General features: G+C 63.0%; 14 protein-coding genes and 1 tRNA gene. 8 read left to right on the forward strand and 7 right to left on the reverse strand.

Going from position 1 to position 12,693, the window contains the following annotated elements; translation table 11 throughout:
* The first annotated feature begins 49 nt into the window (after nt 1-49).
* Nucleotides 50-1,006, forward strand: coding sequence for a YihY/virulence factor BrkB family protein (locus BSG19_RS18095; RefSeq protein ID WP_092989404.1), 957 nt, complete (start codon nt 50-52; stop codon nt 1,004-1,006).
* Here the strand turns inward: BSG19_RS18095 and gluQRS are convergent.
* Nucleotides 974-1,894: a tRNA glutamyl-Q(34) synthetase GluQRS gene (gluQRS, locus tag BSG19_RS18100; RefSeq protein ID WP_092989405.1), complete on the reverse strand. Its 921-nt coding sequence runs from the start codon at nt 1,892-1,894 to the stop codon at nt 974-976. The genes BSG19_RS18095 and gluQRS overlap by 33 nt on opposite strands.
* Before the next feature lie 56 nt (nt 1,895-1,950).
* On the opposite strand from gluQRS, the gene BSG19_RS18105 reads away from it, so the two are divergent.
* A complete protein-coding gene (locus tag BSG19_RS18105) occupies nt 1,951-2,595 on the forward strand; it encodes a DNA-3-methyladenine glycosylase family protein (protein WP_092989406.1) in 645 nt (214 codons plus the stop codon).
* Nucleotides 2,596-2,728: 133 nt separating this feature from the next.
* Nucleotides 2,729-3,286, forward strand: coding sequence for an HNH endonuclease (locus BSG19_RS18110; RefSeq protein WP_062474798.1), 558 nt, complete (start codon nt 2,729-2,731; stop codon nt 3,284-3,286).
* A 63-nt stretch (nt 3,287-3,349) separates the two neighbouring features.
* Here the strand turns inward: BSG19_RS18110 and BSG19_RS18115 are convergent, their stop codons facing one another.
* Both BSG19_RS18115 and BSG19_RS18120 read right to left on the reverse strand, forming a co-directional pair.
* On the reverse strand, nt 3,350-3,856 hold the full coding sequence (locus tag BSG19_RS18115; RefSeq protein WP_280142416.1) for a disulfide bond formation protein B: 507 nt from the start codon (nt 3,854-3,856) through the stop codon (nt 3,350-3,352).
* Between the two features lie 108 nt (nt 3,857-3,964).
* A complete protein-coding gene (locus tag BSG19_RS18120; protein WP_092989407.1) occupies nt 3,965-4,576 on the reverse strand; it encodes a YqaA family protein in 612 nt (203 codons plus the stop codon).
* Between the two features lie 286 nt (nt 4,577-4,862).
* Here BSG19_RS18120 and BSG19_RS18125 point away from each other — a divergent pair.
* The 5 genes from BSG19_RS18125 to BSG19_RS18145 all read left to right on the forward strand — a co-directional run bounded on the left by BSG19_RS18125 (nt 4,863) and on the right by BSG19_RS18145 (nt 8,232).
* Nucleotides 4,863-4,947, forward strand: a tRNA-Leu gene (locus BSG19_RS18125).
* A gap of 131 nt (nt 4,948-5,078) precedes the next feature.
* Nucleotides 5,079-5,267: a hypothetical protein gene (locus BSG19_RS18130; protein ID WP_092989408.1), complete on the forward strand. Its 189-nt coding sequence runs from the start codon at nt 5,079-5,081 to the stop codon at nt 5,265-5,267.
* Nucleotides 5,268-5,434: 167 nt separating this feature from the next.
* Nucleotides 5,435-5,665 (forward strand): hypothetical protein, encoded by a 231-nt coding sequence (locus tag BSG19_RS18135; RefSeq protein ID WP_092989409.1) that lies wholly within the window; start codon nt 5,435-5,437, stop codon nt 5,663-5,665.
* Nucleotides 5,666-6,242: 577 nt separating this feature from the next.
* Nucleotides 6,243-6,428 (forward strand): hypothetical protein, encoded by a 186-nt coding sequence (locus BSG19_RS18140; RefSeq protein WP_092989410.1) that lies wholly within the window; start codon nt 6,243-6,245, stop codon nt 6,426-6,428.
* A gap of 127 nt (nt 6,429-6,555) precedes the next feature.
* Nucleotides 6,556-8,232: an AMP-binding protein gene (locus BSG19_RS18145; RefSeq protein WP_092989411.1), complete on the forward strand. Its 1,677-nt coding sequence runs from the start codon at nt 6,556-6,558 to the stop codon at nt 8,230-8,232.
* Nucleotides 8,233-8,256: 24 nt separating this feature from the next.
* Here BSG19_RS18145 and BSG19_RS18150 read toward each other — a convergent pair whose 3' ends face one another.
* From BSG19_RS18150 to BSG19_RS18165, 4 genes are all read right to left on the reverse strand, one after another.
* Nucleotides 8,257-9,537 (reverse strand): GNAT family N-acetyltransferase, encoded by a 1,281-nt coding sequence (locus tag BSG19_RS18150; protein WP_092989412.1) that lies wholly within the window; start codon nt 9,535-9,537, stop codon nt 8,257-8,259.
* Nucleotides 9,534-11,030, reverse strand: coding sequence for a lipopolysaccharide biosynthesis protein (locus tag BSG19_RS18155; protein WP_092989413.1), 1,497 nt, complete (start codon nt 11,028-11,030; stop codon nt 9,534-9,536). The genes BSG19_RS18150 and BSG19_RS18155 overlap by 4 nt, the downstream gene beginning before the upstream one ends.
* A gap of 100 nt (nt 11,031-11,130) precedes the next feature.
* Nucleotides 11,131-11,772: a LysE family translocator gene (locus BSG19_RS18160; protein ID WP_092989414.1), complete on the reverse strand. Its 642-nt coding sequence runs from the start codon at nt 11,770-11,772 to the stop codon at nt 11,131-11,133.
* Between the two features lie 95 nt (nt 11,773-11,867).
* Nucleotides 11,868-12,692, reverse strand: coding sequence for an AidB family quorum-quenching N-acyl homoserine lactonase (locus tag BSG19_RS18165; RefSeq protein WP_092989415.1), 825 nt, complete (start codon nt 12,690-12,692; stop codon nt 11,868-11,870).
* Nucleotide 12,693: the final 1 nt, after the last annotated feature.

The raw sequence follows: 12,693 nt of genomic DNA on the forward strand, positions 1-12,693 counted from the left end.
TTTCGTATCCCGGAGGAGGGGACGTTGCGCCCTTGAGAACGGAGACCGGATGCCGTTGTTCCTGCGTATGGCCTGGAAGGTCACATTCGATGCGCTGTGGCACTTCAGCGACGACGACGGCTGGGCGATGGCCAGCCATGTCGCTTTGTCGTCGCTGCTGGCGATCTTCCCGTTTCTGATCTTCGGCACCGCGCTCGGAAGCTTCCTTGGCGCCGACCAGTTCGCGACCACGGCTGTCCACCTGATTTTCGACACATGGCCGCCATCGATCGCAAAGCCGATCGCCGACGAGATCGTGCAGGTGCTGACGACGCCGCGCGGAGGGCTGCTCACCGTCTCGGTGCTGGCTGCGGCCTATTTCGCCTCCAATGGCGTCGAGGCACTGCGCATCTCGCTGAACCGCGCCTATCGGGTCGCCGAGAGCCGGCCGTGGTACGTGACGCGCCTCGCCAGTCTCGGCTTCGTGCTGGCAGGCGTCGCCATCCTCGCCTTCGTCAGCCTGCTGCTCGTGGCCGTTCCCCTGGCGCTTCGCTATGCCGACCGCTGGCTGCCCTGGCTGGACGAGCTACTGTCCATGGTCGACAATTGGGGGCTTGCGCTCGCGCTTCTGATCCTCACCTGCGGGCTGATTGTCTCGCATCTCTGGCTGCCCGATGGCCGGCGAAAGATCATGGATGTTCTGCCCGGCATCCTCATCACGCTCATCGCCTGGACGATCGGCGCCTTCGGTTTCGCGTCATACCTCTCGAATTTTGCGAACTACGTCTCGACCTATGCGGGCCTTGCCTCGATCATGATCGTGCTCGTCTTCCTGTATATGCTCGGCGCGATCTTCATCATCGGCGCCGAGATCAATGCCGCGATCATGAAGTACAAGGTCAAGCGCATGGTCATCCGCCACTTCCGCGGCATGCCGGCGGTCGAAGCGACGGGCACGCGTGACATTTCCCTTCCCGAGGAGGCCGCGTCGGCTTCAGAGGACAAGCGCGCGGACATCCGCCGCTGAAAGGCCGCGTTCCCGCAGGGCGGCAAGGCCCGTATCCCGATGGCTCTTCGACAGCTTGCGTCCATCCGGCCCGAGGATGAGGCGGTGATGGTGGTAGACGGGCTCCGGCAGGTCGAGAAGGGTCTGGAGCAGCCGGTGCACCGCTGTCGCGTGGTAGAGATCCTGCCCGCGCACGACATGTGTCACGCCCTGCAACGCGTCGTCCACCGTCACCGAAAGGTGATAGCTGGAGGGCGCATCCGGCCGCGACAGAATGACGTCCCCCCACGCCTCGGGCCGCGCTTCGACCGTGCCTGCCGTGCTTTCCGGATTGTCTGTTCCTCCCTGCGGACGGGTGCCGGTCTCGCGCCATGTGAGCAGCCTGTCGATGGTGTTGCAGGCTTTCTGCATGTCCAGACGCCAGGCGTAAGGTCGTCCGGTCGCCGCTGCCGCGGCAACCGCATCCTCTCTCTGCCGGATATCCCATGTTCGCTCGGGGCCGGGATAGAGCGGCGCACCGTCGGGATCGCGCGGCCAGGTGCTGCCGCCGGCCTCGATGTCTGCGACATGAGCGCGGATCTCGCCACGGGTCAGGAAAGCGGGGTAGACGAGGCCGCGGGACCGGAGGCGGTCGAGCGCGGTCTCGTAGTCAGCAAAGTGTTCGGACTGGCGCCGCACAGGCGCCTCGAACGAGATGCCGAGCCAGTCGAGATCCTCGAAGATTGCCTGTTCGAATTCCAGCCTGCAGCGTGCGCGGTCGATGTCCTCCAGCCTCAGCAGAAGCCGGCCACCTGTCGCGCTCGCAAAATCCGCGTTGAGCAGAGCCGAAAGGGCATGGCCGAGATGAAGCGCGCCGTTCGGGCTGGGCGCGAAGCGATACACCGGGGGCTTTGACGGGCTGTTCGGCATGCTCCTGTTCTGCCATCAATGCGCCGGCGAGCCAAGACGATGGGAGGACCCTCGCAATGCGGATTTCAAGCGACGACGATGTCACTTTCGGCCTGACGGCGCTGGGCGCCCTCGATTCCCGGCTCGCGTCCATTATCGCCATTGCGGGGCCGGTGCCGCTGCGGCGGTCCGAGCCTGGCTTTTCCGGGCTGGCCGCGATCATCGTGTCGCAGATGATCTCCAAGGCGAGCGCGGCTGCGATCTGGAACCGGATGCTCCTGCGGCTCGGCAAGGTCGAGGCGCAAGCCTTCCTGGCACTTGGCGATGAGGATTGTCGCGCCATCGGGCTTTCGGGTGCGAAGATCAAGGCGCTGCGGGGTTCGGCCGTGGCGGCCGAGACCGGCGTGCTGGACCTTGAGGCAATCTGCGATATGGAACCGGGAGCTGCGATTTCAGCTTTAAGTGCGCTGCCGGGCATCGGTCGCTGGACGGCGGAGGTCTATCTCGTCTTCTGCGCGGGTCACAGAGATGTGTTTCCGGTCGGGGACATCGCACTGCAGAGCGCCGTTGCGCATGCGCTTCACTTGCCGGCGCGTCCATCCGCGCGGACATTGGAGGCGATCAGTGTTGCGTGGAGCCCATGGCGCAGCGTCGCGGCACGGTTGTTCTGGGCTTACTATGCAAGCTGCATGCGTCGCGATGCGACGCCTGTCATGACCTGATGCGCGTCGGTTCGCGCGGCGCGTAACCATCTGAAATGAATCTTTTGTTCCGATTTTCTTTCGGCTTCACAATCCTGACGTAACGAGCCTAATATAGAAGTGCAGATGCCGAATCGATCAGGAGTCACTGGACTTGACGATTGCAGTCTCACCTCAGGCCTTGCCTGCGCTCGTGTTGAACGCGGACTACCGGCCTCTTAGTTATTACCCCTTGTCGCTCTGGTCCTGGCAGGACGCGATCAAGGCGGTCTTCCTTGACCGTGTCGTTATTCTCGCGGAATACGAACATCAGGTTTCCTCGCCCAGCTTCTCGATGAAGCTTCCAAGCGTCGTGTGCCTGAAGAGCTATGTTCAGCCATCCCGCCATCCGGCGTTCACCCGCTTCAACGTCTTCCTGCGGGACCGTTTCGAATGCCAGTATTGCGGCTCGCCCGACGACCTGACCTTCGATCACGTGATTCCGCGATGCCATGGTGGCCAGACAACATGGGAGAACGTGGTCGCCGCATGCTCGCCCTGCAATCTGCGCAAGGGCGGCAAGATGCCGCGAAATGCCGGCATGTTCCCGCACCAGAAGCCCTACCATCCGACGGTGCAGGACCTGCATAATAACGGTCGGCTTTTTCCGCCCAACTTCCTGCATGAAAGCTGGATGGACTATCTCTACTGGGATGTCGAATTGCAGCCATAACGCTTGCTTGTGGTGGGCCGCAGGGCGGCTTCGAGGGCGCCCGAACGTGGCGCCCGTCTTGCGTTACCGCGCCTTTACGGCGCCGCGAACGGCAATCGCGGCAAGCACGATGCTCGCCAGCACGTTCCAGCCGGCAAAGGACAGCCCGAGCACGCGGAGCGCCGCATCCGTGCAGGAAGGGCCGTGCTTGCTGTCGAGGTCTCCCAAGAGGTCGCCGACGTTCGGCGAGACGCCCTGCGCCGTCGTCGAGCAGTTTGCGGGGCCTGCCCAGAAGTGCCACTCGACGCCTGCATGATAGATGCCGATACCCGCGCCGACCAGCATCATGATCGCCACGACCGCCAGAAGAAGACGCGGCAGCCAGGACGGCATGGGGAAGGCGGCGCTGATGATGGCCAGCACGCCGACGGGAATGCCGTAATAGTAGGGCTCGCGCTGCATCAGGCACAGCGCGCAGGGGATGTAGCCGCCAAGATGCTCGAAACCGAGCGCGGTTCCCACCGTGACAATCATGCCGAGGGTGACGAGGACGGCGGCGGACAAAGCAGGGGAGCGTTGGATGGCTGTCACGGTCTAGGGGCTCCGGAAGGCGGGTTCGCTATGCTGATCACGAAGCCCTTACAGTATATTTTCGAGGATCGAAATCTGTTTCGCAGCGGCGGCTTTGCCTTGCAAGCGTCAAGGCGTGACAATCTCGGGATTGTGCAGGAAGAAGCGGTAGGCGACGAAAAGGACGATCAGCGCGGCTGCAGCGACAGCTGAGATCAGACCGAGGCGCTTCTCGATGAAATGACGGATCTCCTCGCCATATCGGCGCAGCAGCCAGGCGAGCAGGAAGAACCGCGCCCCGCGCGCGATGATGGCGCAGACGATGAACAGGCCAAGATGAATGCCGGCGACGCCGGACAGGATCGTCACGACCTTGATGGGCGGCAGATGTGCAAGACCGGACGTGATCAGCAGCAGCACGAGCATTTCGTTGCTGAAGGACGCGCGCATCGTTTCGAACGCTTCGAGCTTGCCGTAGAATTCGAGTACCGGCCGCGCCAGCGCCTCAAAAGCGTAGTGTCCAAGATACCAGCCGGCGATACCGCCCAGCACGGACGCGACAGTGGCGACCGCCGCGTAGCGCCAGGCGCGCTCCGGCCGTGCCAGCGCCATCGGCAGGAACAGGACGTCGGCCGGCACGAGAAAGACGGAGCTCTCTACGAAGGCGATGACGGCAAGCCAGACCTCGGCCGACTTGCGCGCGGCAAGCGACATGGTCCAGTCGTAAAGGCTGCGGAGCATCGGCTATTCCTCGTTCGATGAGCGGGACGGGGTTCAAGTGGCAGAATGGGTTCAACGGGAAGCCCGGGCAACGCCCGGAAGAGGTGTCCATGAGCTTCTATGCAGGAATGAAGCCTCTGTAAATCACCCACGGCACGTCGATGCTGCTTCGCACCATCGCTTCCGGAACCCGCACCCGGTAAGGGATCGTTTCACCGCCACTCTTTGCGCAATTGCCATTCATCCTGCGGAATCTCAGTTGACCAAGCCCATCCCACCCGTATAAATCCCGATCCTGCCTCTCCGTGCCCCATTGGCGGAATTGGTAGACGCGCTCGACTCAAAATCGAGTTCCGAAAGGAGTGCTGGTTCGACTCCGGCATGGGGCACCATATCACCAGAATACGCATATCAGCTGCCATCCGGACCCTGTCCTCAAGCGGGTGTCCTTACACTCTTCCCGTGCCCTTGAACTTCCTGCCCCATAGCCTCATTTTCATCCAGCAGGACCGGAGAGGGACGGATGGTCGAGAAGCGGTACGAGGTGCGCCAGGAACGAAACGGGCTTTGGACGGTCATCGACGATGTGACCGGCTTGCCGGCGGCTTCGGATGGTCGCGATCTGACGGGGCTTGATCGGGAGGATGCGCGGGATATTGCCGATGTTCTCAATCGGGACGACCGATCAAAGCGGCGGAGTTCGCTGGTCTAGAGCATGTACAGGCGAAGCGTCATCGCTTCGGCGTCGGCTGAGTTTACCTGTGGATTCGAGATCACGTTTTGGAGAAGGTGGCCTGTTCCGCAACTGTCGGATATCGCGGTGCGTCGGGATACGGTACGTTTGAGCGAAGACATGAGCACGTGGCTCTGGAGTGGAAGATGCAGACGCCGGATTTCATACCTCGCCAATTGTTGCCGGATCCTATCGAGGAGAGCGCCAACAGGCTTGCGGAACACGTAGCCGGCGTTCACATGGAAACCGGAGAGTTCAGCATCATGACGATCACGGTCGAGGACGTCGTGATCGATGGTGTCGATATGGGCGACTACGAGGTCGTCGTTCGCCAGGTAAAGGCGCCCGAATTTCTGGATCTCGAGGCCGAGGAATAAGCGTCGGACGTTCCTTGATGCGAGGTGGAAAGAGCCTCGCGGTGGACGGCGCGCGGTAAGCGAAGACGATCCTCTGGTCGTCGTTCACGGCAGATGACAGCTCGTTTTCTTGAGAAAGCGTCAGCCACGATCCGTCGCGATGGCTTTGCGCACGCTGATAACAGCTGTCTCATGCATCGCCGGATGGATCGACGTCTTGGGGGAGGAGGTGCGCGGACGCTCTACAAACCGCGCATGCCCGGACTATCGCACGCCAATTCTGAAGGCTTGGTAAAGATTGCCGAACCAGTTGCGATTTCGGATCGAGATTCTTTCATGTCTCTGATTTGCCGATAATATTTTGCCAAGGCGACGGAACGACCGGGTTCTGTGCTCATGGCGGCGGCCATACCGTCCCATGTCGAGACATTTATAGAAGCTCCTTAACCGGCTTGATGCATGTCGTTTGGCGGAAGGGGACAGGGCGTGTCATTCTGAACCTAGTACTTACACATCGGGAGACGCTTCCTTGGCGCAGGCATCTGTTACAGTTTCCTCTGAAAGGGGTACCGGAAGAGGCCCGGATCGAGGGGAAGACGTGGATATCTTGACGAGTGCGGTCTTCGCCTGGTGCGCCGAGAGGCGGATCGGTCTGCGGACACAGGCGGGCGTCAGTGCCGCCAGCACCGCCATCGAGCTTTTCGAACGTGGTTACCGCACGCCGGATGCGCTCTTTCATGCGCTGCATGGCCTCAGCGGCACGGAGATGGCGCATTACGGCTGAGGCGTAGCCGATGGCAGGCGTGCTTTCCGAAGGCTTCCGGTGGTGCGGCGGTCGATTGATCTGCTGGCAAGGGCGGTGGTAGGGTTGCAGGCGGCACCCTGCCGGCCTCATGTTCCCAAGGCAGTTCATGCGCCCGACCTCTCCAACCTATGAAGCGCTGATCCGGGATTTTACCTGGGACATTCCACACAGGTTCAACATTGGCGTGGCCATCAGCGATGCCTGGGCTGCAAGAGAGCCGGACCGGATCTGCCTGCAGCATTTCAGCCCGGATGGCGATCACCAGACGCTGACCTATGGGGCCTTCGCGGCGCGGTCTTCGTCGCTCGCAGCCGGGCTTCTTGCGCGTGGGATGCGCCCGGGTGACCGCATTGCGATCCTGCTGCCGCAGGGCTTCGAGGCGGCTGTCGCGCATGCGGCGATCTACAAGCTTGGCGGTATCGCCCTTCCTCTGGCGCTTCTTTTCGGGGTGGAGGCGCTGGAATATCGGCTGAGGGATGCTGGCGCTCGTGTCGTGATCAGCGATCGCTCTGGTGCCAGGCGGCTTCAGGCCATCAAGGCCCAATTGCCGGATCTGCGGCTGGTGGTCTGCACGGACGGGGGCGCAGGGGTGGACGATACGGTGCCGTTCGAAACCTTGCTGGCAAGTGCTGCAGGCAAATTCGTCCCGGCAGATACAGGGCCGGACGATCCGGCTTTGATGATCTACACGTCCGGTACGACCGGACCGCCCAAGGGAGCGCTGCATGGGCATCGGGTCCTGCTCGGCCATCTCCCCGGCTTCCAGTTTCATCATGCCGGCCTGCCGCAGGCAGGCGATCGCATGTGGACGCCTGCCGACTGGGCCTGGGCGGGCGGGCTTCTCAATGCGCTTCTGCCGTCGCTGATGCTCGGCGTTCCCGTCGTGTCCTCGCCAGCCCAGAAGTTCGATCCGCATATGGCGTTCCGCATTCTGTCGGAGATGAAGGTGCGCAACGCTTTCATTCCGCCGACGGCCTTGCGGTTGATGAAGGCCGTCGAGAACCCCAAGGCCCAGTATGCCTTCGACCTGCGGACGGTGGGCGCGGCGGGCGAGGCGCTGGGGCGCGAGACATTCGAGCAGGCGTCTAAGGCGCTCGCCGTCGAGATCGCCGAGTTCTATGGGCAGACGGAGTGCAACATCGTGATCTCCTCCAGCGCCGCCTATGGCGTGCGGAAGGCGGGATCGATGGGGAAAGCGGCGCCGGGCCATGTGGTGGAGATCATTGACGATGAAGGACGCATTCTCCCGCGGGGACAGGTGGGGCAGGTGGCGGTGCAAAGGCCCGATCCGGTGATGTTCCTCGGCTACTGGGGAAATGCGGCGGCCACGGAGGCGAAGTTCACAGGCGAGTGGATGACGACCGGAGATCAGGCCGTGATGGACGAAGAGGGCTATATCACCTTCTTCGGACGCGACGACGATGTCATCACGTCGTCAGGGTTTCGGATCGGTCCGAGCGAGGTCGAGGATTGCCTTGTCGGCCATCCCGCCGTCAGCATGGCCGCCGTTATCGGCAAGCCGGATCCGGTCCGCACCGAAATCGTGAAGGCCTATGTGGTGCTTTCAGATGGGTACGCAGCCTCGCAGGCGCTGGCCACCACGCTTTCCGAATGGGTGAAGACACGTCTTTCGATGCATGAATATCCCCGCGAAGTCGCGTTCGTGGATGCGCTGCCGCTCACGACCTCGGGCAAGATCATTCGACGGCTGCTGCGGGACGCCGAGATTCTCGCGGCATCTACCGGTGAGGAAGGCGCGGCTCGGAGCGCGCCGGGCACTTAAGCACGGCGCTTGTTCGCAGTTCTGCTACCGGAAGCTCTTTGGTGCGAGAGCGCGCATCTTCTCGCGCAGGAGGCGGGCCATGTTGCGGGTGTTGCGATAGAGGTGGAGCTGGGTGGCAACCTGGCGCACGTCCCGGTCGCGGTTGGCGCGCAGGCCGATGACAAGCGTTCCCATGTCTTCGCGTTCTTCCCAGAACCGGCTCATGATCGGGTGATCGGGCACGGCGCAGCTGTCCGACTTGAGGATGTTGGGATCGTCGAGGTGCCATTCCGTCAGTTCCCTCAGCAGCAGCTTGCCGGGGGAGTAACGGGCGTAGGTCTCGTCGTAACCGGTTTTCCAGGTGTAGGCTTCGCCGCCCATCATGAAGACGACCATCGACGCGATGGCGACGCCATCAAGGTCGATCGTGTGGATACGCACGGCGTCGGCTTCGGCCAGATTGGTGATCGCTTCCCGGGCAAAAGCCGCACGGTAGCGATCCATGACGATCGCCGTGCGCTGGCGGCCCTTCCAGCCGGAAGCTTCGAGAGCCAGGAACTCTTCCATGCGCAAACGGACGTCTTCCGGCTGGCGCGCGACGGAGTGTGTGACGGTGCCGAGGCGCGACAGGAGGGTCCACTGGCGGCGCAACTCGCGCAGATGTGCGGGGCTGATGGCGCCGCGCAGATAGGTGTCGCCGTCGAGCAGGCTGTCGAGGACGGGCCGGCTGAATGTGTCGGTGACGGTGAGCGGCAGGTTTCGGCTGATGGCGACCGCGCGGGCGAGACGGGCAAGCGGCCCCTTCAGGCGCACATCGGGAAGGACCAGGATCGGCGGCAGGCCTGCGTCGGGATTGGCGAGCGCATCGAACAGGTTATCGAGCGTTTCCGCGGCTTCTTCCGTATCCAGCAGGGGTGTGCCGAGCGGACCGAAGGGATTGGACCAGGCGCGAATGATCGGCGAGCCGATGGCAAAGCCCGGCCTCTCCACAGAGAACGGCATCAGGAAGCGCAGGCGGCTGCGTGTCTCGCTGCGGTCGCGTATGACGGCAAGCCGCACCACACGATCCTCGAGCCGGGGCATTGCAGGGGCCAGGAAGCGGCCGGAAAAAAAGACATTCGGCTCGATGGCGCGGTTCGACAGAAAATCGAGCTCTTCCTGCAGGTCATAGCCGGCGCGGGCAGGATAGACGCAGAACTCACGTCCCTGCCGCCCGGTCTGCACCAGCGTATCCACGGGGATCTGGTCATTGCCCAGTTGCCCGCGGCGGGGCAGTTGCGAGGGGCGGCTGTTGGCGTCTGTGGGGAACTGGGGCGTGACGCTCATGATCGGCTGGCCTCTGCATCCATCGGTCTTGTCTGTATCTGGTCCCCATCTTGATAGGCAGTATCGACGGGTCCGGACTGGGGGGCGGCAAAGGCGAAGAGCCTGATGCCGAAAGTGTGGCGCACGGCAAGATGCAGCAATGTCGCCTCGACCATCATGGCGCCGGCCGTTGCCATGGCGGCACCCGTCAGTCCGAAGACGGGAATGAGGGTGACGTTCAGCGCAAGGTTGGCGGCGAGAGCCGCGGCGTAGAGTTTGACGCAGAGCGCCTGCTGGCCGCCCATGGTGAGCAGCGCCTCTGCCGGGCCGATGAAGGCCTTGGCCATGATACCCGCAAAGAGGATCGCCATCAGCGGGTAGCCGGAGACGAAGGCGGGTCCGAAGAGCGAAAGGAGGAAGCTGCCCGACGCGAGAACGCAGCCGCCGACGGCGAGCGACGGCCAGAAGCACCATCTGGCGCTTTCGATGGCGATGACGGACAGTTTCTGCCGATTGGACTGACCCGTGCCCGGCTGACCCATGCCCTCTTGACCTATGGCAGCGGAAAAACGCGGCGCGGCGGCAGCCTTGACGGCGAACATCACGAAATGGACGAGCGCCATCGTCTTGGCGGCTGCGAAGTAGATGGCAACGCTTTCCGGATCGAGCGCGATCCCGACCAGCACGACATCCGAATTCGTCAGCATGAAGCCGAAACCCTCGATGAGGAAGATCGGCAGGGCGACGCGCAGCCAAGTGCGGAATTCAATGCGAATCGGGCCTTTGAGATATCGCTTGCGCAGGCGCCAAGTCAGAATGAAGAACTGTCCGACACTCGCGACATAGGTGGCCACCATGGCGGCGATCATCGCCGTCTGCGCGGTGGACGGCGCACCTGCCCAAACGGCGCCAACCATGAAGGCGAGGATGAGAACCGGCCGGACGATGTAGGTGGGGCTGAGCGCCGAGACCGCCCAGCTGTGCGCCCGTGATGTGCCGTCCATGACGTCGCCGAGCGCGATCATGGGCAGGGCGAAGATGCCGAGATAGAGAGGCACGAGATAGTAGCCGTTGACCAGATCTCCGAAGGCGACCAAGCCACCGATGCCGACGATGGCAAGCGCGGTGGCCGACAGGAGAGCGAAGATCCGTACCGTCGCCGTCATCCCGCGGATTTCTTCCAGCGCGTTGACGGCATGATATTGCGGCACGAAGCGGATGATGGCGGTGTGGAAGCCGAGGCAGGAGAGGTTTCCGAAGAGCACGACCAGCACCCAGACGAAAACGAAGATGCCATATTCAAACTCGCCCATCATGCGGGCCATGATGATCTGCGAGACGAAGGCGATGCCGGCGCTGACGACGCGGATGGCAAAGGCGACGAGGGCCATGCGCTGGGCGAGGTATTTCGGGTCGTCGCTGGTGAGCAGCGGCTCCAGCCGGCGCATCAGCGGCAGGAGCCGGTCTTTCAGACCCGGCGGCAGAATTCGTTCTGCCGTTTGACACGCTGCCATGAACACGAAACGCTACCCGACCTGTCTGCAGTACGACGAGGCCGGATTATGCCGTATCTGCGTTAATATTCCGTTGGGGCAGACGTCTGAATGGCAGCCGTTACGCGCGGCTCAACGCCACGTTGAGGCCGAGCCCGACGAGGATCGTGCCGCCGATCTTCTGCATCAGACGTTCTGCCCGGCCGGAGGTGCGCAGCCGCGCGAGAACGGCTTCGGCGAGGAGGACGCAGACGATATCCGCCAGCGAAAACATCATGTTGACGATGGTGCCGAGCACGGCGAACTGCACCCAGACAGGGATCGAGGCCGAGGGATCGACGAACTGCGGCAGGAAGGCGAGGAAGAAGATGGCCGTCTTCGGATTCAGGACTTCAACCATCATGCTCTCGACGAACGCCCGGCGGGCCGATTTCGGCGCATGGCCGGGCGCGGCGCTCATGTCGCCTTCGCTGCGGGCCGGGGTGCGGAACATGGCGATGCCGAGATAGACGAGATAGGCGGCGCCGGCGAGCTTCACGGCCAGATAGGCGGTGGGCACGGCCTGAAAGAGCATGGACAGGCCGGCCGCTGCGGCGATCACGTGGACATAGCAGCCGAGATGAATGCCCAGCGTCGCCATGAGGCCAGCGCGACGATTGGCCGCGACGGTACGGGCGGCGACGTAGAGCATGGCAGGGCCCGGCAGGAAGGCAAACAGCCCTGCGGTGACGAGAAAAGGAAGGAAGAGATCCAGCGATGTCATGATGCGCCCCCTTGAAAAGCACGATCATGACCCAGGTGGAGACATGCATCAAGGTGGTCCCGTCGATGGGCTGAACGGAACCGCGCGTGTTCGGTCTAGAGACCCGTCATCCGAAAGCCGGTCTGCGCGCGTTCGATCCGGCCGAAGCCGTGAAGATGGCCGCCGCCGACGATCCATCGGTGTTGTGCGGCCTGCTCCAGCGTTGCAAGGCGGGTGGCTGCGCTCTGAACCGGGTCGAGATCGAAGACCAGGCCGAGCTTCGGATCGGCAAGCTGCAACGCGGCGATGTGAAGCGCATCCGCCAGGATCAGCATGTCGTGTTCTTCGCCGTGCAGGCGGTAGCCCATCTGGCCCGGCGTGTGGCCGGGGAGGGGGACGGCCTCGATACCCTCGAGGATCGGACCGGCGGAGAGGCTGTGGATTCGTGATCCATAGGCCTGTTGCATCTTGTCAGCGACGATAAAGCCGCCCCGGCGCGCTTCCGGCACCGTTTCGCGAAGGGCCGCATTGCCGAAAAAGGCGAGATCGGCGTGCGGCACAAGGATATCGGCGTTTGGAAAGAAGGCGGTGCCGTCATCGTTCAGGAGACCGTAGGCATGGTCTCCATGAAGATGTGTCAGCAGGACGCCGGTGATGGTCTCGGGCGTAAATCCGCAGGCTTCCATCGCGGGGCGGGCGTGGCCGAAGGACGGCCCCCAGGCCGTTCCGGCGCCCGTATCGACAAGCATGTCGCCATCCGGGCCGCGTATCGCGAAGCAGTTGACGTCGAGCATTACCGATGTCTTGCCCCATCGCTCGACGGCCGACGCACAGGCGTCGGCGCCGTCAAGATGGTGGAGATACTCTACCTTCGCTTCGAACAGACCGTCGTTGAAGACGAAAATGTCGTAGCGGCCGATTTGCAAGGCTTCGTTCTTCATG

This window comes from Rhizobium sp. NFR03 (assembly GCF_900111275.1).
GTDB lineage: Bacteria > Pseudomonadota > Alphaproteobacteria > Rhizobiales > Rhizobiaceae > Ferranicluibacter.